This window comes from Paraburkholderia sp. MM5496-R1, from assembly GCF_050436205.1.
Taxonomy (GTDB): domain Bacteria; phylum Pseudomonadota; class Gammaproteobacteria; order Burkholderiales; family Burkholderiaceae; genus Paraburkholderia; species Paraburkholderia tuberum.
Genome location: NZ_JBNDLT010000003.1, coordinates 822,405 through 847,575, shown reverse-complemented (window position 1 = coordinate 847,575; position 25,171 = coordinate 822,405). Strand labels below are relative to the sequence as shown.

Sequence of the window (25,171 nt, the reverse complement as noted above, 5' to 3'; positions counted from 1 at the left end):
GACGAAGCTCGATTGCCGCGAATAGATTTGCTGAATATAGCTAGTACGCCACAGGATAGATGAACCATGTCAACGAAAGCGCAAAGCGCGATAAGCAACACGCCACGAATCTATACATGCGCCCGTTTTTCGAGTTCACAGCAGGCAGACGGTAGCTCGATCGCGCGGCAGGATGCCTACGCAGAAGCGTGGGCCAAGCAGCACGGCCTGATACTCGATCGCTCTTTACGCATGGAGGACCGCGGCAAGTGCGCTCACAAGGGCGAGCACGTAAAGAAAGGCGGCGCGCTCGGCGCGTTCATCGAGCGTATCAAGGCCGGTGACGTCGTACCCGGCGATACGCTGATCGTCGAAAACCTTGACCGCCTGAGCCGCCCGAGTGGAATCGGATAGTACGACTCGCCTTCGGCTCGCGGATACTCCCTGACGATCGAGGTTCCCTGATGCTGCTGCCCGGTGAGGTACTTGAACTCCGTAATCCTCGTGTATTCGTGATCGTTCGGATAGTTGACGGCACCAGAGTCACCGCCATGAACAAGCGCAGTGCGCACTCGATTCGATAGATAGCAGCGCGCTCTGCGTTATGTGCCAGATGGCGCATTTCGCAGGATCAGCGGCTATTGAGGCTTCTCACGAAGCAATAGAAGATCCGGGGATGGATCTTGCGCATCGTCATGGCGACGGAGAGCGTCGGCCGCTCGTCGCATCGCGCTTGCCAGTCACGACATACCACGCTCGGCGACCGTTTTTCCACAGCGCGCGCACTCGCCGATAGATCGCGCGGCTCACACGCTTCGACGCTTCAAGCGTCCCCTTGGTGGCCTGCGGCGGGTGATCTTCGAGCCAGCGCAGCCGTGCTTCGATATCGCGTTCACGGTCCGCGTAGAGTGCAATCGGGAAGGGATGGCCAAGCCTCGCGTCGTAAAGCGCGCGAGCGGCATCGACGATGTCGCGGTTCTCCTCGCGCTGGGAGAAGTACGCGATGTGCACGAATGGCACGCTGCGCGCACAGACGATTCGCAACCGGTTCCGCGCACAGTAGACATGCATCATGTGCTCGTCATCGAGCCCACCGTCGTCGATCATGTCCCATAACCGCTTGCGAAAAAGAATGCAGCCGATCGAATAGCGCGATTCTGACGGCACTTCGCAAGGTTCGAGGTCCCGCGTGGCAGCGATGAAAGCATCAGGCTGAAGCGTGGTCCGTTCATGCAGCCAGCGCGCGATGTGCGGATAGCCCCATATCGTGCCATTGGTGCCGATCTCGATCTGCTCCGCAGGGATGATTCGCATCGGAAAGCGCTTGTCCCCGTCGGCTCCGACGAAATGGGGATGCGCCTGGCTCGTGAAGTACTCGCGCTCCAGGTTCATCACACGCATCACCTCAGGGAAGCCAAAGTTGTTGTTGTTGATCAGCGGGGTGACGTAGGCAAGCTCGTTCGCGCTTTCATTTTCCGCCGCGTCGTACGTGGCGAGCATCTTGTCGAGCCACTCGCCGGCGATCGGGAACGCGTCGTCGTCCACCTTGCAGATCAAGTCGATTTCGGCGAGCGCCGGTTGCGAGAGTAGTTTTTTGATCGTGCGATAGGGTGGGCCAGGCGGAATGTCGTCGACGACCCGAACGATGCCCGGAAAAAGTCTTGCGTAGCGCCGCGCGACGGCAAGCGTGCGTTCCGCGTCATAGCCGCCCCGGCAGTTCTGAAGCAGGATGAACTCGACGCCTGTTGGCCGGTACGCCATGTGACTGGCGAGGGTGAGTTCGAGCGCTGCGTAGTCGCGACAGAGCAGGACCAGAATGGCGACTCGCCTCGATGCCACGTTAGAACCGGATGCAGTCATGCTACTCCTTCGTAGGTAGCGACGAGCACATTGCCCACGGAACATACATGCGAATATCGGAAGGCACCGAACCTGGCATCACGTGCATCACGAATATGCCAACACCAACGGTGCCGATGCTAATAACCGCGCCTCCGGTCGCAGCACCGATCGCGACTACTCAAGAGACAGGACGGAACACACCGGTTCATCATAGTACAAGCGAAGATGAAGTGAAGCCGTATTCCATAGCGCGTCGCTGTTCTAGGCCAATCAACTGCGGGGAGGACGTTTTATGAATTATCGGACATTTCAGTGCGCTAAAATCCGCCAAACCATCATGGCGGATGGCAGCAAACGCCGACTGCCGCCCGGAAAGCGTCGCCATGTGCCACCTCAACCGTTCCCGACCGCCTCCTACCCGTGATGCTACGCACGCTTCGGGCCGGCGATCCCTCCTGCAATCCGGATAGCAGGCGCAACCCGATGTCAAAGGGCAAAAATCGATCTTCTCTACCCCAGATGATCAGTGTCGGCGCCTTGATCTCCGACAATCGCAGTTGGTAGTCTGTGAACTGCCTGGGGTTTGCCTGCCATACTCGCCACCCAGTTTTCGACGTGGTGCTTGTTGGCTTGCAAGTTATTGACACGCTGTTGCAGCAGGTCATCGGTCAGTGCCGAAGGATCATAAACAAACACATTCATCATGCGTTTGACGTTTTCCAGCGTGGGCTCTCGATAAACGAAATTCAGTAGCTTGATCCCTTCTGTCGGCTGGGGAACGAACGTGCTGGTCCCACCGGTATCGGTTGGAGAAATTATCTTTTCAATCTGATTTTTAAGGAGTGCAGTCAAATCTGCGACGCTGTTATTCGTACATCGAAATATTTCTTCCATTTTCATGGCAGCCACAAAGTGAGCTAAGACGATAGGCTCGTCGAACTCGATGTCAGGGCACTGTGAATAAAGGACCCGAGCGCGAAGGAACGCGCTGCTATCAACTATTAAAAAAGATTCGCGATGTCATGAAGCGCTCGCGGCAATGCCTGCGTCGACGACATCGAATTGCGATGTGTCCGCAGGACGCGCGCAGCGGCGCGATACTGCGAATCACTGCGCGCAATAAGGGCAGAATGGTTACTCTTGCGAAAAAGGTACCGTATTCCTAACGAATTTAGCAGTCAGAGGCCATAGGCATGAACCACGTGGTCGCTACCAGCGACGAAGACTTGCCCGTTCACGACCATCGGCGACGCGAAGTTACCCTCGCCGGTTTGAACTGGCGTGTATTGGTCGTGGAAGAGTATGGTCCCGTCCGCTGCATCCAATGCGTAAAAGTCGTTGCCCAAACCGTCTGCGTAATACACCACACCATTTGCGGCGACGGGCGGGATAGCCGGGTTGAACGAGGACCTGTTCAAGCCGACTTCCGCCTGCCACACGGGTTTGGGGTTCACAGTACAGTTGCTGTCGATCGACAGTGCAATGACCCCGTGTTGGTATAAGTTGTTGCTCCCCGAACCGCCAGGGGACACGACGTAAAGCCGATTTAGCACCGGGTCGAATGCAGGAAGGCCTATGTTGCTGCCGTCGACTGAACTGAGGGAAATCGTCAACTTTTCAATGGGGCCCTGCTGCTGAATAGTGGCTCGGTTATAAATGAAGAGGCTGCCGGACTTGTTGTAGGCCGCGAGCATCGTCGGGCAGGTTGGACGCTGGAAGAGCAATGCTGTAGCGCCGAAGTCGGAGTCCGTGCTGGGCGGAGAAAGCGGCGAGTTCGACGCGGCTACCGCCAGGGTCGGCGTGAGCTTCACGACGTGCTCCGCGAACGCGGCATTTTCCGGATTGGCGAATGCGTTGCCCGTGAGTGCATAGACGACCGTCCCATCAGGCGGAATCGATACGCCTCCCGCACCCCATATACCGCCCCCGTCTGGCCCGCTTGCGCCGTCTGGGTACCAGCGTTGCAGAATCGCAGCTGGGTTGGTGGTGGACGCGTGGACAACCTGTCCATGGTACGGCTCCGTATCGCAGGGGTCGCCGGCTGTCGCCACGTATATCGACGAACTATCGGGACTGAGCGTCAAGCCGCCATAGACCATCGTTGTTGGAGAAGCGTTGGCTGCGTCTAGAAGTGGCAGGTTGAAGCCCGGGAGATCCACGCCGGTCTCCAGGTCGTACGCATGCAGGTAGCCTCGCCCGCTCACAACGAAAATCCGGTTGTTGGCATGGTCGATGACGGGCGTGCCCTGCACCCCGATCTTGCCTTGGAACAGCCCGGTGCAGTTCTTCGTCAAGATAGCTTGAGGGATAGGGGCGCTTTGCCAAATGACCGCCCCTGTCGCGGCATTCAGTGCCCATGTAGTGTTCCCCTCTGTCGCAACATAGACGATATCGGTTGGCACCCCCTTGATTGTCACCCCGGTAGCCAGTACCGGCTGAGTCAGGATGGCACCGTCCAGGACAAGTGACTTCCAGTGCTGTTGCAACGTCGTCACGTTGGTCTGGGTGAGCACCGTCTCGACTGAGTTATACCCAGTCCGCTGCCTGTTCATGCCATACGTCGGCCAGTCGGTCGTCGTAAAGGTTGGCGCGGCGACGGCCCCTGGTGTCCGGCTCAATGTAGCTTTAGTCGCTGCTTCGGGAGCTTGGTACGGCGTATCCACCGCCGGCCCGGTATCGTCGAGGAACTTATTCGGATTGATCTTGTCTCCGCCGTTCTGTTTGTCTACGTCCGATCCATCGAGGGCGAAGGCTGGCGGCACTTTCGGTCCGACGCCAGACGGGTGCGTGCCATGAGGGAATGGGTTCAGTGCGTTTGACGACGCCTGAGCGGCTGTTGCAAGACCCGGCGCAGATGCCGCAGCCGGTGCCGCGTTCGAACTTTGCGCTTGTGCGCCCGAGGCCGCCATGCCGGCGAGGATCAAAGCTGCAACGAGCCGAAAACGTCGATAACGTTGTGTGCGTTATTCATGTAGCCACCTCTTGGAAATATTAGCAAATCGTGAGGTTAATCCTAGGCCATCAAAAATCAAGCGCAGGAAATGTCCGCTAGGGACTACGATCTGGCGGACAAAGAATTGTCCCTATTGAGTAATGCAAGGCTCACACACCGTTCGGCTGCTTCATCCGAATGCGCGATTTCGCTGGAAGCAGATCGGCACACCCGGCGACCCCGTCCAGAGCGCTAGTCGCTAGCGCTTTTAAAGAAATGGGGCAATAAACACCCGCTTCGGCGGCGACGCGAGCGACAAGTCCGCGGGCGGCGGCGAGTATCCGTTACAGGACGGTTTCGGCTGGACCAATGGCGTGCTGCGCGTGCTGATGCAGCTCTATCCGGATGCGGTGAGTTCGACGAAGCGGGCCGATCTGCCGGGCGGTGCGGTCGGGGTATCGGATGCGGCGGCATCGACGGCGGCCGCGCCGCAGACGTCGCACAGTACGTCGCGCGCGGGCCATTAGTTATGGAGGAGGTATTAGCGATACCAGGATGACGGGTTGACTGCCTGATGGCGCCGCACGCCGTTACGATGCTTTCGATAGCTCGACCGGCTTCTAGTCAACCTGGAAACTCCCAAAGATGAATCGCAAGCTCGACGTCCCATCGGCGGAACCGCTGCCGCCGCAAGCGCAGGCCACGACGGCCGACGAAGCCACGGCGCACTGGCAGCGCAATCTTGGCGTATGCGTGTTCGGCTCGTTCACGACCATCGTCGCGATGACGCTGCTGCTGCCGTTCCTGCCGCTTTACGTCGAGCAACTCGGCGTCAAGGATCACGCGGCGATCGTGCAGTGGTCCGGCGCCGCGTTCGGCGCGACCTTCTTCAGTGCCGCGCTTGTCGCGCCGCTGCGGGGCAAGCTCGCCGACCTCTACGGCCGCAGGCTGATGCTGATTCGCTCGAGCCTCGGCATGGCGGTCGCGATGTCGCTGATCGGCATGGCGCACTCGGCGTGGCAACTGGTCGCGTTGCGGCTGCTCGCGGGGCTGCTGGGCGGCTATGCGTCGGGCTCGATGATCCTCGTCGCGACGCAGACGCCGAAGGCGCGTTCGGGCTGGGCGCTCGGCGTGCTGTCGTCGGGGATCATGGCGGGCAATCTGGTCGGCCCGCTGATCGGCGGCTTCCTGCCGCCGTTGATCGGCATCCGCGCGACCTTTTGGGCCTCGGGCGCGGCGATCTTCGTCGCCTTTCTCGCGACGGCGTTCCTGATTCGGGAAATGCCGGTTCGCAAGCGCGCGGACAGCGCGCCGAAGCAGGGCGCGTGGGCCTCGGTGGACGACAAGGGGCCGGCCATCGCGATGCTTGCCACGGGTCTGCTGCTGATGGTCGCGAACATGTCGATAGAGCCGATCATCACCGTCTACGTCGCGCAGCTCACGAAGCCGCAAAGCGTGACGATGGTCGCGGGCTTCGTGATGTCGGGCGCGGCGCTCGGCAGCATGATCTCGTCGTCATGGCTGGGTAAGTTCGCCGATCGCGTCGGGCACTGGAACGTGATCGTCGGCTGCCTCGCCGTCTCCGCGCTGCTGCTCGTGCCGCAGGCGTTCGTCACCGCGAGCTGGCAGTTGACCAGACCAGCACCTTTCCATTCGGCAGATTAGCTGCTGCCACCGGCACTAGTGGCAAAGAAATCGGTGCAGACCACTGCGACGGCGGCGCGGTCTGCGCTGCTACATCCTCGCACGTCGCAATCAACATCGACCCGAGGACTATCAGGGTCAACGTTTTTTTGTCCGTTACTGACGACTTTGGATAACTCAGTGAGGTAAGCCCCCGGCTTTGCCGGGGGACTCACCAAGGTTTGACCTTTACGACGGTCAGCGCGAATTTCCTACCTCTGCCAAGAGAAGGAGATTCACGATGAAAGAGTATCAAAGCCTGAGCCATACGCGATGGGACTGCAAGTACCACGTGGTGTTTATCCCGAAGCGCCGGAAGAAACGGATTTTCGGGGCGTTGCGGCGGCAGCTTGGGGAAATGTTTCATGAGCTGGCGTCCCACAAGGAATCGAAGATTGTCGAAGGGCACCTGATGGGGGATCACGTTCACATGTGTCTGAGCATTCCGCCGAAGTATGCGGTATCGAATGTGGTCGGCTACATCAAGGGCAAGAGCGCGATTCAGATAGCGCGAAAGTACGGAGCCCGGCAACGAAATTTCACGGGCGAGCATTTTTGGGCCCGAGGCTACTTCGTTTCCACTGTGGGGTTGGACGAGCACATGGTGCGAGCGTACATCCGCAATCAGGAAGAAGAGGGCGAGCGGTATGACCAGATGAAGCTGGCCATGGAGTAAGCCGCCTCGGGCGGCTCACGGTTTTATGGGCGCCTTTGAGGCGCTCACAATCTCAAGCCACCGGCTTTGCCGGTGGTATTTGACTTGCTGGAAACAGATTTCCTTTCATCGCGATGCCCCCTTTTTCGGGTTACATGTATGGCTGGTGTGATCGGCAACTTTGGTCAGGCAAATCACTTCGAACGTATTCAAACTCCCAGTACACCGAGAACATCACAAACTTCTTCGACTCGTGGAAGATCAGCGCTGCGCCAGCGCAACAACGCGTCGTGATCGAAGCAATAGACATGGGTCGAATGATCGGCGACATTGCGTGGCAGCGATGCGCGCCCCGCCAACTCAGTTCGTGTTCGGTCGACGTCATCTGGCGCCAGCGTGACCGCATTCCATCGCGGACCGGCATTGAAACGCAGGAGCCATTCGCGCAACGCGGACGGTACATCGCCAAATGGGTCGATTCCAATCGAGAGCAAGCGGATGGGATAGCGTGTACGGGCTTGTAGCATCCGGTCTTGAACGGCGCTGAATAGCGCTCCCTGTAGGGGGCAAACCGAACTGCAACCCGTGTAAATCGTCTGCACCGCAGTGATGCCTTCACGCAACAACGCTTCGAGCGTTCGGGTCGTGCCAGTCTGGTCGACTACCGAAACATCGGTGAGGCGAACGGGCGGTCTGACCGGCCCCATGTTTCCATGCTGAGCATGAACTTTCGCCGATACCGCCGCCGCCACGGCTAGAGCGGTTGCGTGCAACATCTCCCGGCGCGTCCACGCGGTCATGTCACCACCCTTACAGTGCCGTCCTGATGTATCGAAACGCCAGGCATTGCAACGGACCCATGCGCGACGCCGATCGGAACAAAATGCCGTTGCGGGCACTCGACAAGAAAAAGAGTGCTGTTTTTCAGTCCGAGTGCGACACAAATGCTCAGGAGATTTAAGTAGGCGTGTTGCGAACGCTGTCTCGACGGTAAGCATGTCAGGCGGGATCGACTCCGTTCAACGCGGGACGCGGGGAATGACTTCGAAGCACTCCTATCAGCGGAATCTTCCGCGAATTGCTCTAGGACAATATTTTTCCGCCTCGTTTTGGCCTCACTATGGAGATCGAGCAAGACGACGCGACTCCATATGGAGCCAGCGCCCGCCACAACGGAGGAGCAGCGGTGATCGAGCAGTGGCGCGAGGCCGTGCGCGCGGTGCACGGCGTGGAATCGAAATACAAGCGACTGGTCAAGGCGATTGCCGGCGACATCGAGAACACGTCGCTGCCGCCGGGCGCGCGCCTGCCGCCGCAGCGCGACGTCGCCGCCGAACTCGCGATCAGCGTGCAGACCGTGACCAACGCGTACAAGGAACTGGAGCGGCAAGGCCTGATCCGCTGCGAGGTCGGGCGCGGCAGCTTCGTCGCGGCGCGCGTCACCGAAACGATGTCGAGCTACATGCTCGATACGGCCGAGCGTTCGGTGGTCGACTTTTCGATCGCGCGCATCATTCACACGTCCGAGCATGACGCGATGTGGCGCAAGGTCTGCGCGACGCTGTCGACGCTCGACGATCAGCCGTGGATTCGCGCGTTCCGGCCGATCGCGGGCTTCGAGCATCATCGTCAGGCGGGTATTGCATGGCTCGCGTCGCTCGGCATGCCGGCTTCGGCCGATACGCTGCTCGTCACGAACGGCGCCGCCCACGGCATTTTTCTCGCGCTCGCTTCGCTGGTGGGGCCGGGCGACACCGTGCTGTGCGAAAGCCTGACGGATCACGGCGTGATAGGTTCGGCCAACGTGCTCGGCTTCACGCTGAAGGGCCTCGAGATCGACGAGTACGGCATTCACCCCGAGCATTTCGAGGAGATGTGCGACAGCGAGCGCATCTCGGCGCTCGTCTGCACACCGACGCTGAACAATCCGACCGTCGCGTTGATGCCCGATTCGCGGCGTCGCGCGATTGCGAAAATCGCCGAACGCTATGGCGTATACGTGATCGAGGACGACGTGTACGGGCCGTTGCCGGCCAAACATTCCACGCCCATTTCGAGCCTGATTCCGGATCTTTCGTTCTACTGCACGAGTTTTACGAAGTCGGTGATGGCCGGCTTGCGCATCGGTTATATGACGACGCCGCGCCGGCTTGCGCTGCGCGCCGAGAGCGTACTGCGCGTGAGCAGTTGGATGGCGACGCCGCCGATGGCCGAGGTCGCCGCGCGCTGGATTGTCGACGGCACGGCCGCGCGGCTCGTCGAAATTCAGCGCGAGCGGCTCGGGCGGCGTCAGTCGCAATTGCAGCAGACGCTCGGTAAATATGTCCTGGGCGCGCATCCGCAGGCGCTTTCGGCGTGGCTGCGGGTGCCCGATCACTGGCGCACCGATCGGCTGGTGCGCGAACTGCGCAACCGCGACATCGCAGTCACGTCGCCCGATCCGTTTCTCGTGCGCGACGCCGACCGGCCCAACGCGGTGCGGGTTTGCGTCGGCGCCGAGGTCAGCGAAGACGCCTATAAAGCCGCGCTCGAAACGATGCGCGACGTGTTCGAGCAGTACCCGCAGGTGCACGATTTCACCTGATCGCGCCGGTGCGCGAATTGCGTAACGCGCTGACCGAAATGAACTAGGACAATAAAAATCCTTTTTTAGAACACTAGACTGGGCTGCATGGAAAGCGATGCGGTCGCGAGTCACTGCGTTTATCTGCGATAGCCGTGCCCGCATCGAATAGCGAATCGACCTCTTTGATGCAGGGCCTGGTGCATGTCCGTTCCATCGTCAACCAATCTTTCGTTAGCCGACATTTACCGCGCGCGCAGCCGTATCGACGGTCGCGTATGCCGAACGCCGCTCGTCGAATCGCCGAGCCTGTCGGCGCACGCGGGCACGCCGGTCTATCTGAAACTCGAAACCGTGCAGCCGACCGGCAGCTTCAAGCTGCGCGGCGCGACCAATGCGCTCGCGCAGGTGGCCGAGCAGGGCTGCACTCGCGTGGTGACCGCATCGACCGGTAATCATGGCCGCGCGCTCGCGCATGCGGCGCGCGCGCTCGGTATGGACGCGACCGTGTGTCTGTCGCGCCTCGTGCCCGCCAATAAGGTCGACGCGGTACGGGCGCTCGGCGCGCACGTGCGCATTACCGGCCAAAGTCAGGACGAGGCCGAGCACGAAGCATTGCGGCTCGCGCGCGAAGAAGGCTATGCATACGTGCCGCCATTCGACGATCCGCGCGTGATCGCCGGACAGGGCACGATCGGGCTCGAAATCGTCGAGGCCTTGCCCGATGTCGCGAACATCGTCGTGCCGTTGTCGGGCGGCGGACTGTTTGCCGGCATCGCGCTCGCGGCGAAAAGCACCAATCCCACGATTGGCTTGACCGGCGTCACGATGGCGCGCGGCGCCGCGATGCATGCGAGTCTCGCCGCCGGTCGGCCGGTGCTGGTCGAGGAAGTCGACACGCTCGCCGATTCGCTCGGCGGTGGCATCGGACTCGAAAACCGCTATACGTATGCGCTGACGCGCGATCTGATCGACGAGACGGTGCTGCTCGACGAGGCGTCGATTGCGCGCGGCATCGCGCATGCGTATCGGCAGGAACGGCTCGTCGTCGAAGGCGCGGCGGCGGTGGGGATTGCCGCGGTGCTCGATCGCGCGCTGCCCGCTGAACGCATCGCGCGCGGGCCGCTCGTGCTCGTCGTGACGGGCGCGAACATCGATATGAATCTGCATCGGCGGATCATCGGCAACGAATCCTCGCAAGCCGCGCCGTCACCGAACTCACACACCCCATCATGACCTCGATCACGCTCCTTGGCGAAGCCGAGCTTCGCAAACTCGTGCCGCTCGATCTCGCGGCCATCGATCAGATCGAAGCCGCTTTTGTCGCGCTCGCGACCGAGGCGGTCGCGATGCCGCCGATCCTGCGGCTCGATCTGCCCGCGCATAACGGCGAAGTCGACGTGAAGACCGCGTGGCTGCCACGCCTCGACAGCTTCGCGATCAAGGTCAGTCCAGGTTTCTTCGACAACCCGTCGCTCGGTCTGCCGAGCCTGAATGGTCTGATGCTGGTGTTGTCGGCGAAGACCGGGCTGACCGAAGCGGTGCTGCTCGACAACGGCTATCTGACCGCGATACGCACGGCGGCCGCCGGCGCGGTCGCGGCGCGCTGGCTCGCGAAAGCGCACACGCCGCAGGTCGCGGTGATCGGCGCGGGCGAGCAGGCGCGTTTGCAACTGCGGGCCTTGATGCTGGTGCGCCGCGTCGAACACGTACGCGTCTGGGCGCGCGACGCGGCGAGCGCGCTGCGTTTCTCCGCGGAAGTGAACGACACGCTCGGCGTGCGATGCGATGTCGCGGCCAGCGTTCATGACGCGCTCGCCGAAGCGGACGTCGCGATTACCACCACGCCGAGCCGCACGCCGCTGATCGAAGCCGCCGATCTGCATCCGGGCCTGCACGTCACCGCGATGGGTTCGGACGCCGAGCACAAGAACGAGATCGCGCCGGCCGCGCTGGCGGCGGCGCGCTACGTATCCGACCGCGCGCAGCAAACGCGCGTGCTTGGCGAACTGCATCACGCGCTCGCCGCGGGCACGATGCGTGACGATGCGGCGATCGTCGAATTGGGCCAGGTGATCGCGAAACAGGCCGCGGGCCGCACGAGCGACGCCGACGTGACGATCTGCGATCTGACCGGAACCGGCGCGCAGGACACCGCTATCGCCGCGCTCGCATTGCAGCGCGCGCGTGCCGCGAAGGCGGGAACGACATTCGGCAACGACGCGCCGCTTAAATGACGCGCGATGAACGGCAATACGCCGCGCAAGCGGCTCACGAAGGAGTAGTACAGATGCGGGCATCCCCGATTCAACCGACGGTCGATTTCAATGCCGACGGCGAACAGCATGGTTTCCTGAAGCTGCCTCATTCGCACGACGTCTCCGCATGGGGCGCGGAGATGATCCCCATCACCGTGATCAGCAACGGCGAGGGACCGACCGCGCTGCTAACGGGCGGCAATCACGGGGACGAATACGAAGGGCCGATTGCGCTGTCGAAGCTCGCCGCCACGTTGAAGGCGAGTGACGTACGCGGGCGCGTGATCATCGTGCCGTTCATGAATTTTCCGGCGTTTCGCGCGGGCACGCGCACGTCGCCGATCGATCACGGCAATCTGAATCGCAGCTTTCCGGGCAAGCCGGACGGCACCGTGACCGAGAAGATCGCCGATTATTTTCAGCGCTATCTGCTGCCGCTCGCCGACTATGTGCTCGATCTGCACGCGGGTGGCCGCACGCTCGACTTCGTGCCGTTCGCCGCGATTCACGTGCTGCCCGACACGACGCAGCAGGCGCGCTGCGAGGCAGCGATGCGCGCATTCGGCGCGCCGTACTCGATGCGGATGCTAGAACTCGATAGCGTCGGCCTTTACGACACGGCCGTCGAGGAAGCGGGCAAGGTGTTCGTGTCGACCGAACTCGGGGGTGGCGGCACGGCGACCGTGCAGAGCGTGGCGATTACGGAGCGTGGTGTGCGCGGCTTTCTGCAGCATGCGGGAATCATCAGGCGAGATGAAGCAATGGGTCACTCGAGCGCGAGCACGAGCACGAGCACGAGCGCGCCGCGCACGACGACGCTGCTCGATATGCCCGACGGCACCTGCTACACGACGAGCGAGCACGACGGCCTGCTCGAATTGTGCAAGGACCTCGGCGACATGGTCGACGGCGGCGAGGTGATCGCGCGGATTTACGACGCGAAGCGCACCGGCGCCGTGCCGATCGAGTATCGCGCGCGACGCGGCGGCATGCTGGCCGCGCGGCATTTTCCGGGGCTCGTGCGGATTGGCGACACGGTTGCGGTGGTCGCCGACGTGCTCGAACGAGGCATACCGGTAACGGTCTGAACGCGCGATGAAATTCGACCGCTACGATCTCGCGATTTTGCGCATTCTCGCGAGTGATGGACGCATCACGAAGTCGCGCCTCGCCGAAGAAATCAATCTGTCGATTTCGCCGGCATGGGAGCGCGTGAAGCGCCTCGAAGAAGAGGGCGTGATTCGCGGGTATCGCGCGGATATCGATTGGGTGCGCGCGTTCAAAGGCAGCCGCGTGGTGGTCGAGGTCACGCTCGCGCGTCATACCGCGCCGGACATGCGGCGCTTCGAGGAGCGCATCGCGGCCGCGCCCGAAGTCGTGCAATGTCTCGCGACGGGTGGCGGTGTCGACTATGTGATGCAGGTGCTGTCGCGCGATATCGACCACTATCAGCGCTTCATCGATACGCTGCTGACCGACGACTTGGGCATCGAAAAGTACTTCACCTATATCGTCACAAAGGTGGTGAAAAGCGGGGCCGAAGGCTTGCCCGAATGGGCGGAACAATCGATTGGCGAGAACGGCTGAGTGGCGCGCTACTTGCGGTCGACGTACGACGAAAAGCCCCACCCGAAAAAACGATAACCATGCGGGCGAATTGCAGAAAAAACGTAGCCTTCGAGAAGCGACAACAAAAAAAACCGCAGTGCCGCCGGACCTACAGTGATAGCAGACATCGCACAGAGGAGGTCGTCATGTTGCTGGGTCATCCGGTCTTATTCAAATCGCTGTGCTACGTGGATGGACGCTGGGTTCATAGCGCGAGCGCCGCGAGCGTCGCGGTGCAGAATCCCGCGAATCAGGAAGTGCTCGGCCATGTGCCAATGCTCGACGCGGCGCAGATCACCGCCGCGGTCGATGCCGCGCAGCGCGCGTTCGACACGTGGCGCTGGGTGCCGGTCGCCAAACGTTCGGCGCTGCTGTTGCGCTGGCATGAACTGATTCTGCGTCATCAGCAGGATCTCGCCGCGATTCTGTCGCTCGAACAGGGCAAGCCGCTTGCTGAAGCGCGCGGCGAAATTGCGTATGGCGCGAGCTTCGTCGAATGGTTCGCGCATGAGGTGCGGCGCCTGAATGGGCGCACGATTCCGACCCATATCGATGGCGCTCATCTGGGCACGATCGTCGAGCCGGTCGGCGTGGCCGCGCTGATCACGCCGTGGAATTTCCCGTGCGCGATGCTCACCCGCAAGGCCGCCGCCGCGCTCGCCGCCGGTTGCACGGTGGTCGCGAAGCCCGCGCACGAGACGCCGTTCTCCGCGCTCGCGCTCGCGCAACTCGCCGAAGAAGCGGGCTTTCCGGCCGGCGTGTTCAACGTCGTGCTCGGCGAGCCGCAAATGGCGATGGAAACGCTGGTTTCAGATAGCCGCGTGCGCTCGGTCAGCTTCACCGGCTCGACGCGTGTCGGCGCCCTAGTGATGCAAACGGCCGCGCGGGCAGGCATCAAGAAGACCGCGCTCGAACTGGGCGGCAACGCGCCTTTCATCGTGACCGAAGATGCGGACCTCGAACAGGCCGTGCGCGTCGCGGTCGCGGCGAAGTTCCAGACCTCGGGCCAGGACTGTTGCGCGGCAAACCGGATCTTCGTCGCGCGTTCGTTGTATGAAGCGTTCGTCGCGCGATATAGCGATGCCGTGAAGGCGTTGAAAGTGGGCGGCGCATTCGACCCGAACGTGGACGTCGGCCCGCTGATGCACCAGGCCGCGTTCAATACGACCGTGCAGCGCGTCGCCGACGCGCGTGAGAAGGGTGCGCGTGTCACGGTAGGCGGCGCGGCGCACGAGCGCGGCGGCTGGTTCTTCGAGCCGACCGTGGTCGCCGATGCGGCGCCCGGCATGCGCATTTACGACGAAGAAAATTTCGCGCCGATCTCGGCAGTCACGCCGTTCGATTCGCTCGACGAAGTGGTCGAACGCGCGAACGACACCGAGTACGGACTCGCCGCCTACGTGTGCGCGAAAGATCTGAACACCGTGTTTCAACTGATCCGCCGACTCGACTTCGCGATGGTGTCCATCAACGGCGCGAAGTTCACCGGCGCACCGATTCCGTTCGGCGGCATCAAGTCGTCGGGGCTTGGACGCGAAGGCGGCGTCGAAGGCTTCGAGCCGTTTGTCGAGACACGTTATTTCTGCCTTGGCCAGCTTGGCTTGCCGGTCAGCGACAGCGCCCCCGCTCGTGCCGCTGCACATGCGATGGCGACGGACGCAATGGCCTGAACCTACCGATTCATTCATCCAGACATCACACGAAGGAGCGACCCATGACTCAATTCGATCAACTTCTGAGCGCCGATCGCGCGCACTTCATGCATCCGTCGACGCACGCGCACGATCACGCGAGCGGCGCGCTGCCGGGCCGGATCGTGACCGGCGCGAAAGGTATCCGCATCGAGGACCATCAAGGCAAGACTTTTATCGATGCATTTGCCGGCCTTTATTGCGTGAACATCGGCTACGGCCGCACCGAAGTGGCCGAAGCGATTTACGAGCAGGCGAAGAAGCTCGCGTATTACCACACGTATGTCGGCCACTCGACCGATACGATCATCGAGCTGTCGTCGCGCATCATCGACTGGTCGCCGCAGGGCATGAAGAAGGTGTACTACGGCATGTCCGGTTCGGACGCGAACGAAACGCAGATCAAGCTCGTCTGGTACCACAACAATGTGAAGGGCCGCCCGAACAAGAAGAAGATCATTTCGCGCGAGCGCGGCTATCACGGCTCGGGCATCGTCACCGGCAGTCTCACGGGATTGCCGAGCTTCCACCAGTTCTTCGATCTGCCGATCGAGCGCGTCAAGCATACCGTGTGTCCGCACTGGTATCGTCGCGCGCCGGCCGGTATGAATGAAACGCAGTTCGTCGCGTACTGCGTCGACGAACTCGAAAAACTGATCGCGCGCGAAGGCGCCGATACGATCGCGGCCTTCATCGGCGAACCGGTGATGGGCACGGGCGGCATCGTACCGCCGCCGGCCGGTTACTGGCCCGCGATCCAGCAGGTGCTGAAGAAGCACGACATCCTGTTGATCTGCGACGAAGTGGTGTGCGGTTTCGGCCGGCTCGGCTCGAAGATGGGTGCGCAGCACTACGGCATTCAACCCGATCTGATCACTGTCGCGAAGGGTTTGACGAGTGCTTACGCGCCGCTGTCCGGCGTGATCGTCAGCGAAGGCGTATGGGACGTGATCGATAAGGCATCGCAGGAATCGGGTGCGTTGGGGCATGGCTGGACCTATTCGGGCCATCCGATCTGCGCGGCGGCGGCGCTCGCCAACCTCGAGATTCTCGAACGCGAGAACCTGATGCAGAATGCGGCACAAACCGGCGCTTATCTGCTGAAGCAATTGCATGCGGCGTTCGACTCGCATCCGCTCGTCGGCGAAGTGCGCGGCGTGGGCATGCTGGCCGCGCTGGAGTTCATGGCCGACAAGGATGTCCGCACGCCGTTCGATGCGGCGCTGAAGGTCGGGCCGCGTGTGTCCGCTGCCGCGATGCAGCGCGGACTGATCGCGCGGGCGATGCCGCACGGCGACATTCTCGGCTTTGCGCCGCCGCTGGTGACGTCGCGCGGCGACGTGGACGAGATCGTGAAGCTGACGCGCGAGGCGGTGGATGAGGTGGCGTCGCAGGTGTTTACGCCGGCTGCTTCGCTTTGATCAAGTGAGGTGAAGGAGAGCCTCGGCCGCTGTCATGTCATGCGGTCGGGGCTTTTATTTGCTTCGTGCGGTAGTGGCGCCATAGCTTCATGATGGCCACATAGGCAAGCGCTGCCACGATCAATTCAATAGTCATCCACACCACGAAATACAAATCCTCGGGATCGCGAGTACCGAGCCAATCCGAAACACGCCACCATGCATGCGCTTCGCCTTCTGTCCACTCATTGGATAGTGGGATATAACGGGCTGATATAAAAAACAACCCAATGAACAGCGCGACCTTGAATAGTCTACGGACAAGCGTTGCCATACGTGATGACCTCGATGACTGTCATTCGTTATCTCTCACTGTGCGCCTTGTTCGTCGATAGTGCCGCCATAGCTTCATGATCGCCACGTAAGCTAGAGTCGCCGCGATAAGATTCATCGCGACCGTCACCGCGAAAAATAGGTCATCGGGATCGCGGATACCAAGCCGGTTGGCCATATGTAGCCATGCAAGCTCCTGGCTTCTGGGCATCGGTATGGGGTACGTGTGAACGTAAGGCAGGAAAAGACGGAACAGGCCGCAAAACAGCACGACCTTGAAAAGTCTACGGACAAGTGTTGCCATACGTGATGACCTCAATAGTTCCGTATGCCCGCAGGCCCGAACTGCGCGCGGGGATGGTGACAGTATGCAGAAGCGCGTTGCGGATTCTCATGAAATCGCGATAGCTCGGCAGTGTGATGCAGCCAAGTGAAATACCGCGGCCGCCTGCCGGATGCAACCGGAACTGCCCGCGCTTAATTCCATTAACCCAGGTTATGTCGTCAACGCTGCCATCATCCCGGTACAACGCGAACCACTCTTCGTGATGGGACGGACGGCCGACAATTGTATTCAGGCTGTCTTTGGCCTGCGCGTAAAGCCGAGAGCCGATGCCGCCCGTGGGCCGGTCTACGATCCAGTATTTTCCGGCAGGTATCGGGCCGTTATTCGGCACCGCCGTGCATCCGCCCCGATTCAGGTATTGGTCATTACCAGAAAAGGCGTTGAATGTTCCAATCCCGAAAATGGTCAGCGGTGACAGAGGTTCGTTATTCACTAAAAACTTTCCCATATAAGCCATTTTTCAAGCCCCTTATTCGCGCTCATTCCACGAGTCTGTGTATTTGATGTTGCTATCAAGGTAATGCCACGTGATACGGTCATACATCATGGAGACCGATTCAACGTGATTGAGTGCGGACGCCTGCGCCAGCTTGGTATTGGCCATGCCGGGGCTGATGCCGCACACTTTCACGCCTTCGAGCGTCATCACAAAATAGACTTCTTCTTTTCCTGCATCGTTGATGCGATACCACTTGATCTCCGCAGACGTCAGGCGTTTGCCCCTTCGCCACGGCCTTGTAAAGATAGGGCGTTGTTGCAGATAGGGCGTTGCTGCATCAAACTCTTTTTCAAACGAAACCGGGGAGTGCGTGCGCCGGTAATTCTCCCGTTGGCGTTATCGACCGGCAGGTTAACGCCGTGACCGAAACTGATAAGTTCAATACTTCCTTCCCGATCCTGAACGGTTGACGAACCCTTGATATCTGCACCGCCATCATCCTTTAGCCACATATGTGCGGGAATGCCCATGCTGAGTAAATGCTCCTTTGATTGAAAGCAGCGTTGATTTTCGGGAAAGGCGCACCTTGTCTGAGCGGCGCCTTCGCTACGCTGCCCCTAATGATGGACGACCGGACAGTGATTCAAGGCAAAGAAAAATGTAAATTGACAACAATTAACGATCGTTAGGCGCGAAAAAAAGCCCGCCTTGAAGGGCGGGCTCGCAGTGTGCCTGGTTCGCCGTCGAGGATTAATTGCAGCGGCCGGCGGCTTTATTGCATCGAGCGTCAGCGTGCGACCGAGTCGCCATAATGCCGATCCGGAATCACGACGATATTGCCAACAAAGCGCTTTTCCATGAACCGCGTCTGCGCATCATGAAACTTCGACAACGGATAACTCGCCGCGAGAACCGGCCGGATCGTCCCGTTCTGAATATAGTCGAGCACGCGTTTGAACGCACCGCGCGTGCCCTGCGACGATCCATTCAACTGCAACTGCTTCAGATACATCGTGCGCAGATCGAGCTGCACGACCGGACCTGCGATCGCGCCCGCGGTCGTATATCGCCTCTCGGGCCGCAGTACGTTCAGCAGCTTGCCGAACAGCGCCCCGCCGACAAGATCGGCGACTACATCGACGGCCCGCCCCTCGGTCATCCGTTCGACGTCCCCGACGAAATCGCCGCTGTCGCGCAGCATCACCCCTTGCACGCCGAGCGCTATCACGGCCTCTTCCTTACCCTTGCTGACCACCGCATACGGAATCGCGCCGCGCGCGCGGCACAGCTGGATGATGGCCGAGCCGACGCCGCCGGACGCGCCGGTAATCAGCACCGTTTCGCCGTGCTTGACGGCCCGCGCGTTCGATCATTTGCTCGCCGGTGTGATAAGCGCACCAGAACGTGGCAAGTTCGGCGTCGGAATAGCTGGAGTCGACCCGATGCGCGTTTTCCGCGGGCACGGCCGTGTATTCGGCGTAGCCGCCGTCGCGGCCGTGGCCGATGTAGTCGATATCGGCGAGGCTGTCGTCGTCGCGGTTGTAGATCGACGCGTCGACGATCACGCGCTCGCCGATACGCGCGTCGCTGACGCCGCGACCCACCGCGACCACGCGTCCGACGATATCCGCGCCCTGAATGCGCGGAAACGTCAGCGTCGAGCGGCCGCGTCGCCACGTCGACACCGCTTGCGGATCGTCCTCGGTGCCGTAGGCGCCCTGGCGGACCCACACGTCGGTATTGTTGAGACCGCATGCGGTGACGTGGATCAGTACCTCGCCAGCCGCGCACGAGGGCACCGGCACGTCGTCGCGATAGACCAGTTTGTCGAGGCCACCGTGCGCGGTCAGCACGACGGCCTTCATCGTTTTCGGAAGCATGTTGCCCCTTTCGTTGATACGGGCGTCGTGCTTCGCGAGTTCACGCGGGCACGACGCCCGCGCAATCACGGTTTGACGAACAGCTTGCGTGGCGTCCTGCAAAAGGTCTCGACGCCGGTCCGCGTAATCAAAATGCTCTCGGTGATTTCCAGGCCCCAGTCGTCGAGCCACAGGCCCGGCATGAAGTGAAACGTCATGCCGGGTTCGAGGACCGTCTTGTCCCCAGGACGCAGGCTCATCGTGCGCTCGCCCCAGTCCGGCGGATAGCTTGCGCCGATCGGATAGCCGCAGCGGCTGTTCTTCTCGATGCCGTATTTATGCAGCACCGCGAAAAACGCATTGGCGATGTCCTCGCAGGTATTGCCCGGTTTCGCCGCGGCGAGCCCGGCCTCGATCCCTTCGACCACCGCACGCTCGCCCTCGATGAAATGCTTCGGCGGCTTGCCGAGGTACACGGTGCGCGACTGCGGGCAGTGATAACGCTTGAAGCAGCCGGCAATTTCGAAGAACGTGCCGGCGTCCTTCGCGAACGGCGTGTCGTCCCAGGTCAAATGCGGGGCGGCCGCGTCGGCGCCGGTCGGCAGCAGCGGCACGATCGCCGGATAGTCGCCTCCATAACCATCGATGCCGGTAATGCCTGCCGAGTAGATCTCCGCGACGAGGTCGTTCTTGCGCATACCCGGTTCGATTCGCTCGACGATATGCGCGTGCATCTTCTCGACGATGCGCGCGGCCACGCGCATGTACTCGATCTCGCGCGCGGATTTGACCGCGCGTTGCCAATTGACGAGGCCGGTTGCGTCCTGCCATTTCGCGTCCGGCAAATGCGCGACGAGCGAGCGATAAGCGGCGGCGCTGAAATAGTAGTTGTCCATTTCGACGCCGATCTTCGCGTTGGCCCAGCCGCGTGCGGCGATCACGTCGCGCGCGAGGTAGTCCATCGGATGACGCGCGGTGGATTGCACGTAATGATCCTGATAGCCGACGATCTGATCGTGCTGCATGAAGACGGTGCGCTTGGCACCGTTCGCGTCCTGACCGCGGCCGAACCAGACCGGCTCGCCATCCAGCGCGAGCAGCACGCACTGATGCACGTAAAACGACCAGCCGTCATAGCCGGTGAGCCAGGCCATATTGGTCGGGTCCGACACGATCAATAGTTCGATGCCGGCCGCCTGCATGGCCTTGCGCGTCTTGGCAAGACGCGCGGCGTACTCGTCGCGTTCGAACGGCAGGCGCACGACGGGCGCCGCGATTCGCGATTCGTGTTGCGTCGTATCTAACATCTTCCCCTCTCTATGAGCGTGACGTCGTTGCGGAAAGTGGCGCCCGGTGCAAGTGAACGGGGCGTCCACGGGTATCTCTCGCCGCAGTCTAATGCCGCGAAAAAACGCCGCTGAATGTGCTAGTTCAATGTTCGCGACGTTATCGACGGACGCTGCGTGTTTGTTGCAGTACACGCTGCGCCGCCCTTGCCCGCGTGTAGAAAAGAATTGTTCTAGAGCAATCTGGATCGCAAATATGGCTGCGTATTCTGGTTCGCACTACATGTACGACGAACGGGATCGAATCGATATGAACACCGCGCGAGTTACCGATCTGTTGAGCGTTTCAGGCATCGCCCCGGCAAGTCTTTTCTCCGAAGAGCGCGCGGTCGCCTCCGCAAGCACACCGGCGCGCCGAGACGAAAGCCCGGCGGGCAAGCCATTGATCCGGCTCGACCGGATCACGAAACGATATGGCGCGCTGACCGTTCTCGACGAACTGTCGCTCGACGTGATGCCCGGCGAGAAGCTCGCGCTGATCGGTCCGTCGGGATCGGGCAAGACGACGATCCTGCGCATCCTGATGACGCTGGAGACGATCGACGGCGGCCATATCGAAGTGGACGGCGAACAGCTGTTCCATATGCCGCGGCTGCCAGATGGTGCCCGCGAACGAACGGCATCTGCAAAAGATGCGCGAGAAGATCGGCATGGTGTTTCAGCACTTCAATCTGTTTCCGCACAAGAGCGTGCTCGACAACGTGACGCTCGCGCCGATGCTGACGAAGGGCGAGAGCCGTGAGTCGGCGCAGAGGCGCGCGCTCGAACTGCTCGACATGGTCGGCATGGCCGATAAGGCGAAGAGCCTTCCCGCGCAACTGTCGGGCGGGCAGAAACAGCGCGTGGCGATCGCGCGGGCGCTCGCGCTCGCACCGCGGATCATGCTGTTCGACGAGGTGGAGCAGCAACCTCGCGACCGCGTGGATGTGTTTGCGCCTTTGCGGCGAGAACGAGGCGAGGCCACAGCGGGGTCGTTTGATGACGCTGCCGTTGCTGATGCGCTGAGAGCACTGCGCGACGCCAATCATGTTGTTTTTCCCGAACGCGTGCGACGCATGCCGACGCACGCGTACGGATTACCGCAGCCGTTGCGGGCTTTATGGAAAACCCCGATGCCTGCATCGTCCTAGAACATCGTTGCGGGCGCGGGTCACCGGTATCGTGGATTCGGGCGACGTTGCCTGTGTCGCATAGAAACATCCCAGGAGAAGACATGCACTACGTACATTCATGGACCGCGCAGAGCGCGCAACCGCAGGCGCGCAGCTTGCTGCGACGCGCAATCGCGGCGTCGGCACTCGGAAACGCGACCGAGTGGTTCGACTACGGTATTTACGCCTACGGCCTGAGCTATATTTCGGCCGCGTTGTTTCCCGGCAGCACCGCGCAGGCCACGTTGTTCGCGCTCGCGACGTTCGCCATTTCGTTTCTCGTACGTCCGCTTGGCGGCCTGTTCTGGGGGCCGCTCGGCGATCGCCTCGGCCGCAAGCACGTCCTCGCGTTGACGATCATCCTGATGTCGGTCGCAACGCTGCTGGTCGGACTCGTGCCGACATACGCGAGCATCGGCTGGTGGGCACCGGTTATCCTCGTCGTTCTGCGGATGATCCAGGGCTTTTCGACGGGCGGCGAATATGGCGGCGCGGCGACTTTCATGGCCGAATACGCGCCGGACAATAAGCGCGGCTTTTGTGGCAGCTTCCTCGAATTCGCGACGCTGTCGGGCTTCTCGCTCGGCGCGTTTCTGATGCTCGGTTGCTCCGTCGTGCTCGGCAACACGGCAATGCATGCGTGGGGATGGCGTCTGCCGTTTCTGATTGCAGCGCCGCTCGGCCTGATCGGTTTCTATCTGCGCTCCAGGCTCGAAGACACGCCGGTCTTTCGCGAGCTCGAACAAACGATGCACAAGGAGCAGCATAGCTGCGTCACGCTGAAGGCATTGCTGCGCGACTATTGGAAACCGCTGATCCAACTCGGTGGACTCGTGGTTGCTTTGAATGTCGTCAACTACGTGCTGCTCGCCTATATGCCGACTTTCATGCAGAAGCAGCTTGGCATGAGCGACAACATGTCCCTGCTCGTGCCGCTGATCGGCATGCTCGCGATGATGGTGTTTCTGCCGTTCGCGGGCACGTTCTCGGATCGCGTGGGACGCAAGAACGTCTGGTGGTTTTCGCTGATTGGCCTGTTCGTCGCGGCGATTCCAATGTTCCTGCTGATGAAGCTCGGCGTGGCGGGCGCGTTCATCGGCTTTGCGGTGCTCGGGCTGTTGTACGTGCCGCAACTGGCCAGCATCTCGGCGATGTTCCCCGCGATGTTTCCGACCCAGGTCCGTTACGCGGGGATGGCGATTGCGTATAACGTGTCGACGTCGATTTTCGGCGGCACGGCGCCGATGGCGAACGAATGGCTGGTCGCGCATACGGGCAATGCGCTGGTGCCCGCTTATTACATGATGGCCGCGTGCGTGGTGGGGGCGATTGCGTTGATCTACGTGCCTGAAACGCGCGGGTGTTCGTTGCGCGGGCAAGGCATTCCGGGGAAGCAGGAAGTGATTGTTTGAGGTGACATGGCGTGGCCAACCGCGTATCGATGCAGTTCGGCCACGCGTGTTTGATTGAGCGTTTATTTCAGCTGGCTTTGCGCGAGCCTCGACTTCAGCAGTTCGTATTTCTCCCGCGACGTATCAGCGAACGCCGCCTCACGACTCGAACGCGTATCGTCGAATGGAATCGGCTCGGCAAACTGGCTGACCGTCAGATCCCATCTGCTGCCGTCGATCAGGTTGTAGAAGTGCGTGCCCCCCGACGTACGCGTCGTCAGAATCTCGCCACCGAAATAGTCCTGCATGATCAGAGACGTAACGCTGCAATGATTCTGCGCGGGATTCGTCGACGACCACGCGTGCGTGGGGCTCGACGTATCGCCGGCCCATACGCGTGCAAGGACGCGGTATAGATCGATGGGCGCCGCAAAGGTCTTCGATACGGCAGGCGTCTGTGCTTCCTGTGTCATGGCGGCAATCCTTCGTTCGATGAGCGGATAAGGTCGCGGAAAACAAAAAGCCCCGTCGTTGCCGGCGGGGCTTTCTGGCGCATGTCGCAGCGAATGATGTCTAGCGGCGTATGCGTATGCGAGTCCCCACAGGCAGTCCCACGCGGGCATGCGCATGATGATGCTTTGCAGTCGGGCGGTACGTGAGGGCTTGCATAGTGAGCGAGTGTGCCTTCGATTGCGCGACGCGTCAACGAATCATCGATAACTGCGTCGCGCTGACCGCTTACGACTTCGCGCCGCTCAGGATCGCGAGGCTCGGGCAGTAGTGCGTCGCGCTCAGATACGCGGCCTGCTGCGAGCGCACGCCTGCGCTGCTCGAGGTCGGCGGATCGATGAATACCTGCGCGTTGTTCGATCCCGCCGGTGCCGTCAGCGTCATCGTTACTGGGGATAGAAATGAACGTGGCGTGCGTCGAATCAGGCGTTCGACCGCGGATGGCTTGCGCCGATGTGCTTCAACGCAATTCAACTGCCGGACAGAACCGTGTCCTCGACTTCGTAGCGCTCATTGCCAACTGAAATCAGATTGATGCCGGCATGCTTGCGCGTCAGCGTGTCGCCGGGCATCGGCCGATCGCTCGCGGACGCGGCCGTGCCGACTACCCGGCCGTTGACGCCGAAGAAAATCGCCCGCGTCGTGCCGTCGGGCCAGTAGACCACGACCGTAGTCGATCGATCGCTGTGATGCACGACGCCGAACTTGCACATCGTTTTGGTCTGTCCGTTGCCGCGCTCGCACGGCAACGTGCCGCTCGCGCTGATAGGCGATTCCTTCACGGGCCCGTGGCCGTTCTGCGAGCCGGCCTGAGCGCTTTCAGTCGAAATCGAAATCAGCGTCACGCCTTCCGCTTCGCCGACCACGCGCGCGTGCCGCTGATGCCCGACGATCGCGCGCACGGCGGTGCTGTCGCGCGAGCCCGGACAGCCGACCAGCATCGCCATATGGTCGAGATAGTTCACGGTCGCGGCCGATTCGCCGAGCCGCCGGCATGCATCGCCCGAGTGCGGATAGCCATCGCCGAGCACGACGAACGACGCGGGCCATTCGAACTGCTTGTCCATGCCAGCAGCCTGCGCGGAAGTCGAAGCGCCACCGGCACCGAATGCAATCGCCGCAAGCGCGGCGCACAGCGCCGAAGCAAAAGACCGGGTCGTGCGTCGCATCGAAGTTCTCCTCGGC

Annotated in this window: 22 protein-coding genes and 6 pseudogenes; 13 read left to right on the top strand and 15 right to left on the bottom strand. The window is 61.4% G+C overall.

From position 1 onward, the window contains the following. Positions 1 to 66 precede the first annotated feature (66 nt). Positions 67 to 393, top strand: a complete 327-nt coding sequence (locus OKW38_RS30190) for a recombinase family protein (RefSeq protein ID WP_429364537.1) — start codon at positions 67 to 69, stop codon at positions 391 to 393. Here the strand turns inward: OKW38_RS30190 and OKW38_RS30185 are convergent. From OKW38_RS30185 to OKW38_RS30170, 4 genes and pseudogenes are all read right to left on the bottom strand, one after another. Next, positions 381 to 521 (bottom strand): annotated as a pseudogene (locus tag OKW38_RS30185) (UDP-galactopyranose mutase); the annotation flags it as partial. The gene OKW38_RS30190 and the pseudogene OKW38_RS30185 overlap by 13 nt on opposite strands. 151 nt (positions 522 to 672) lie before the next feature. Next, positions 673 to 1,839 carry a hypothetical protein gene (locus OKW38_RS30180; RefSeq protein ID WP_429364535.1) on the bottom strand — a complete coding sequence of 389 codons (1,167 nt, stop codon included), beginning with the start codon at positions 1,837 to 1,839 and terminating at the stop codon, positions 673 to 675. Between the two features lie 440 nt (positions 1,840 to 2,279). Beyond that, positions 2,280 to 2,622: pseudogene (locus tag OKW38_RS30175) on the bottom strand (alpha/beta fold hydrolase); the annotation flags it as partial. A 377-nt stretch (positions 2,623 to 2,999) separates the two neighbouring features. Continuing rightward, positions 3,000 to 4,745 carry a PQQ-binding-like beta-propeller repeat protein gene (locus OKW38_RS30170; RefSeq protein ID WP_429364534.1) on the bottom strand — a complete coding sequence of 582 codons (1,746 nt, stop codon included), beginning with the start codon at positions 4,743 to 4,745 and terminating at the stop codon, positions 3,000 to 3,002. 310 nt (positions 4,746 to 5,055) lie between these two features. Between OKW38_RS30170 and OKW38_RS30165 the strand changes: the two are divergent. From OKW38_RS30165 to tnpA, 3 genes and pseudogenes are all read left to right on the top strand, one after another. Then, positions 5,056 to 5,280: pseudogene (locus OKW38_RS30165) on the top strand (trehalase family glycosidase); the annotation flags it as partial. Between the two features lie 118 nt (positions 5,281 to 5,398). Continuing rightward, positions 5,399 to 6,385 (top strand): annotated as a pseudogene (locus tag OKW38_RS30160) (MFS transporter); the annotation flags it as partial. A gap of 292 nt (positions 6,386 to 6,677) precedes the next feature. After that, positions 6,678 to 7,112, top strand: coding sequence for an IS200/IS605 family transposase (tnpA, locus tag OKW38_RS30155; RefSeq protein WP_429364532.1), 435 nt, complete (start codon positions 6,678 to 6,680; stop codon positions 7,110 to 7,112). Between the two features lie 188 nt (positions 7,113 to 7,300). Here the strand turns inward: tnpA and OKW38_RS30150 are convergent, their stop codons facing one another. Beyond that, complete coding sequence (locus OKW38_RS30150) at positions 7,301 to 7,867, bottom strand: SCO family protein (RefSeq protein WP_429364530.1); 567 nt, start codon at positions 7,865 to 7,867, stop codon at positions 7,301 to 7,303. 410 nt (positions 7,868 to 8,277) lie between these two features. On the opposite strand from OKW38_RS30150, the gene OKW38_RS30145 reads away from it, so the two are divergent. The 7 genes from OKW38_RS30145 (at position 8,278) to OKW38_RS30115 (ending at position 16,632) form a co-directional block, all read left to right on the top strand. After that, on the top strand, positions 8,278 to 9,675 hold the full coding sequence (locus tag OKW38_RS30145; RefSeq protein ID WP_429364528.1) for a PLP-dependent aminotransferase family protein: 1,398 nt from the start codon (positions 8,278 to 8,280) through the stop codon (positions 9,673 to 9,675). Between the two features lie 183 nt (positions 9,676 to 9,858). Next, entirely contained in the window at positions 9,859 to 10,890 is a 1,032-nt protein-coding gene (gene eutB, locus OKW38_RS30140) for a hydroxyectoine utilization dehydratase EutB (RefSeq protein ID WP_429364527.1), read from the top strand. Continuing rightward, positions 10,887 to 11,891: a cyclodeaminase gene (locus OKW38_RS30135; RefSeq protein WP_429364526.1), complete on the top strand. Its 1,005-nt coding sequence runs from the start codon at positions 10,887 to 10,889 to the stop codon at positions 11,889 to 11,891. The genes eutB and OKW38_RS30135 overlap by 4 nt, the downstream gene beginning before the upstream one ends. Positions 11,892 to 11,944: 53 nt before the next feature. Continuing rightward, a complete protein-coding gene (gene doeB, locus OKW38_RS30130; protein ID WP_429364524.1) occupies positions 11,945 to 13,000 on the top strand; it encodes a N(2)-acetyl-L-2,4-diaminobutanoate deacetylase DoeB in 1,056 nt (351 codons plus the stop codon). A 7-nt stretch (positions 13,001 to 13,007) separates the two neighbouring features. Continuing rightward, positions 13,008 to 13,499 carry an Lrp/AsnC family transcriptional regulator gene (locus OKW38_RS30125; protein ID WP_429364522.1) on the top strand — a complete coding sequence of 164 codons (492 nt, stop codon included), beginning with the start codon at positions 13,008 to 13,010 and terminating at the stop codon, positions 13,497 to 13,499. 167 nt (positions 13,500 to 13,666) lie between these two features. Then, positions 13,667 to 15,190 (top strand): NAD-dependent succinate-semialdehyde dehydrogenase, encoded by a 1,524-nt coding sequence (locus OKW38_RS30120; RefSeq protein ID WP_429364520.1) that lies wholly within the window; start codon positions 13,667 to 13,669, stop codon positions 15,188 to 15,190. 44 nt (positions 15,191 to 15,234) lie between these two features. Beyond that, complete coding sequence (locus tag OKW38_RS30115; RefSeq protein WP_429364518.1) at positions 15,235 to 16,632, top strand: aspartate aminotransferase family protein; 1,398 nt, start codon at positions 15,235 to 15,237, stop codon at positions 16,630 to 16,632. Between the two features lie 37 nt (positions 16,633 to 16,669). Here OKW38_RS30115 and OKW38_RS30110 read toward each other — a convergent pair whose 3' ends face one another. The 7 genes and pseudogenes from OKW38_RS30110 to doeA form a co-directional block, all read right to left on the bottom strand. After that, positions 16,670 to 16,945, bottom strand: a complete 276-nt coding sequence (locus OKW38_RS30110; protein WP_429364517.1) for a hypothetical protein — start codon at positions 16,943 to 16,945, stop codon at positions 16,670 to 16,672. A gap of 21 nt (positions 16,946 to 16,966) precedes the next feature. Next, on the bottom strand, positions 16,967 to 17,248 hold the full coding sequence (locus tag OKW38_RS30105) for a hypothetical protein (RefSeq protein WP_429352902.1): 282 nt from the start codon (positions 17,246 to 17,248) through the stop codon (positions 16,967 to 16,969). Next, positions 17,229 to 17,747 (bottom strand): DUF2778 domain-containing protein, encoded by a 519-nt coding sequence (locus OKW38_RS30100; RefSeq protein WP_429364516.1) that lies wholly within the window; start codon positions 17,745 to 17,747, stop codon positions 17,229 to 17,231. The genes OKW38_RS30105 and OKW38_RS30100 overlap by 20 nt, the downstream gene beginning before the upstream one ends. 12 nt (positions 17,748 to 17,759) lie before the next feature. Beyond that, positions 17,760 to 18,241 (bottom strand): annotated as a pseudogene (locus OKW38_RS30095) (Hcp family type VI secretion system effector). A gap of 275 nt (positions 18,242 to 18,516) precedes the next feature. Beyond that, complete coding sequence (locus OKW38_RS30090; protein ID WP_429364515.1) at positions 18,517 to 18,984, bottom strand: zinc-binding dehydrogenase; 468 nt, start codon at positions 18,982 to 18,984, stop codon at positions 18,517 to 18,519. After that, on the bottom strand, positions 18,968 to 19,609 hold the full coding sequence (locus OKW38_RS30085; RefSeq protein ID WP_429364513.1) for an alcohol dehydrogenase catalytic domain-containing protein: 642 nt from the start codon (positions 19,607 to 19,609) through the stop codon (positions 18,968 to 18,970). The genes OKW38_RS30090 and OKW38_RS30085 overlap by 17 nt, the downstream gene beginning before the upstream one ends. Positions 19,610 to 19,674: 65 nt before the next feature. Further along, positions 19,675 to 20,895 carry an ectoine hydrolase DoeA gene (gene doeA / locus OKW38_RS30080; RefSeq protein WP_429364512.1) on the bottom strand — a complete coding sequence of 407 codons (1,221 nt, stop codon included), beginning with the start codon at positions 20,893 to 20,895 and terminating at the stop codon, positions 19,675 to 19,677. A 289-nt stretch (positions 20,896 to 21,184) separates the two neighbouring features. Here doeA and OKW38_RS30075 point away from each other — a divergent pair. Together OKW38_RS30075 and OKW38_RS30070 are read left to right on the top strand one after the other, a co-directional pair. Beyond that, positions 21,185 to 22,064 (top strand): annotated as a pseudogene (locus tag OKW38_RS30075) (amino acid ABC transporter ATP-binding protein). Between the two features lie 83 nt (positions 22,065 to 22,147). Next, the gene (locus tag OKW38_RS30070) at positions 22,148 to 23,497 is read left to right on the top strand and encodes an MFS transporter (RefSeq protein WP_184061532.1); all 1,350 of its coding nucleotides are present in this window, start codon (positions 22,148 to 22,150) and stop codon (positions 23,495 to 23,497) included. A 62-nt stretch (positions 23,498 to 23,559) separates the two neighbouring features. Here OKW38_RS30070 and OKW38_RS30065 read toward each other — a convergent pair whose 3' ends face one another. The 3 genes from OKW38_RS30065 to OKW38_RS30055 all read right to left on the bottom strand — a co-directional run bounded on the left by OKW38_RS30065 (position 23,560) and on the right by OKW38_RS30055 (position 25,155). Next, positions 23,560 to 23,949, bottom strand: a complete 390-nt coding sequence (locus OKW38_RS30065; RefSeq protein ID WP_090807683.1) for a YunG family protein — start codon at positions 23,947 to 23,949, stop codon at positions 23,560 to 23,562. Between the two features lie 265 nt (positions 23,950 to 24,214). Continuing rightward, positions 24,215 to 24,370: a hypothetical protein gene (locus OKW38_RS30060; protein WP_167368682.1), complete on the bottom strand. Its 156-nt coding sequence runs from the start codon at positions 24,368 to 24,370 to the stop codon at positions 24,215 to 24,217. 86 nt (positions 24,371 to 24,456) lie between these two features. Next, a complete protein-coding gene (locus OKW38_RS30055) occupies positions 24,457 to 25,155 on the bottom strand; it encodes a hypothetical protein (protein WP_429364511.1) in 699 nt (232 codons plus the stop codon). Between the last annotated feature and the right edge of the window lie 16 nt (positions 25,156 to 25,171).

Coding starts and splice junctions, on each gene's coding strand:
- OKW38_RS30190 (WP_429364537.1), top strand. CDS start 67: ATGTCAACGAAAGCGCAAAGCGCGATAAGCAACACGCCACGAATCTAT.
- OKW38_RS30180 (WP_429364535.1), bottom strand. CDS start 1,839: ATGACTGCATCCGGTTCTAACGTGGCATCGAGGCGAGTCGCCATTCTG.
- tnpA (WP_429364532.1), top strand. CDS start 6,678: ATGAAAGAGTATCAAAGCCTGAGCCATACGCGATGGGACTGCAAGTAC.
- OKW38_RS30150 (WP_429364530.1), bottom strand. CDS start 7,867: ATGTTGCACGCAACCGCTCTAGCCGTGGCGGCGGCGGTATCGGCGAAA.
- eutB (WP_429364527.1), top strand. CDS start 9,859: ATGTCCGTTCCATCGTCAACCAATCTTTCGTTAGCCGACATTTACCGC.
- OKW38_RS30135 (WP_429364526.1), top strand. CDS start 10,887: ATGACCTCGATCACGCTCCTTGGCGAAGCCGAGCTTCGCAAACTCGTG.
- doeB (WP_429364524.1), top strand. CDS start 11,945: ATGCGGGCATCCCCGATTCAACCGACGGTCGATTTCAATGCCGACGGC.
- OKW38_RS30125 (WP_429364522.1), top strand. CDS start 13,008: ATGAAATTCGACCGCTACGATCTCGCGATTTTGCGCATTCTCGCGAGT.
- OKW38_RS30120 (WP_429364520.1), top strand. CDS start 13,667: ATGTTGCTGGGTCATCCGGTCTTATTCAAATCGCTGTGCTACGTGGAT.
- OKW38_RS30115 (WP_429364518.1), top strand. CDS start 15,235: ATGACTCAATTCGATCAACTTCTGAGCGCCGATCGCGCGCACTTCATG.
- OKW38_RS30110 (WP_429364517.1), bottom strand. CDS start 16,945: ATGGCAACGCTTGTCCGTAGACTATTCAAGGTCGCGCTGTTCATTGGG.
- OKW38_RS30105 (WP_429352902.1), bottom strand. CDS start 17,248: ATGGCAACACTTGTCCGTAGACTTTTCAAGGTCGTGCTGTTTTGCGGC.
- OKW38_RS30100 (WP_429364516.1), bottom strand. CDS start 17,747: ATGGCTTATATGGGAAAGTTTTTAGTGAATAACGAACCTCTGTCACCG.
- OKW38_RS30085 (WP_429364513.1), bottom strand. CDS start 19,609: ATGCTTCCGAAAACGATGAAGGCCGTCGTGCTGACCGCGCACGGTGGC.
- doeA (WP_429364512.1), bottom strand. CDS start 20,895: ATGTTAGATACGACGCAACACGAATCGCGAATCGCGGCGCCCGTCGTG.
- OKW38_RS30070 (WP_184061532.1), top strand. CDS start 22,148: ATGCACTACGTACATTCATGGACCGCGCAGAGCGCGCAACCGCAGGCG.
- OKW38_RS30065 (WP_090807683.1), bottom strand. CDS start 23,949: ATGACACAGGAAGCACAGACGCCTGCCGTATCGAAGACCTTTGCGGCG.
- OKW38_RS30060 (WP_167368682.1), bottom strand. CDS start 24,370: ATGACGCTGACGGCACCGGCGGGATCGAACAACGCGCAGGTATTCATC.
- OKW38_RS30055 (WP_429364511.1), bottom strand. CDS start 25,155: ATGCGACGCACGACCCGGTCTTTTGCTTCGGCGCTGTGCGCCGCGCTT.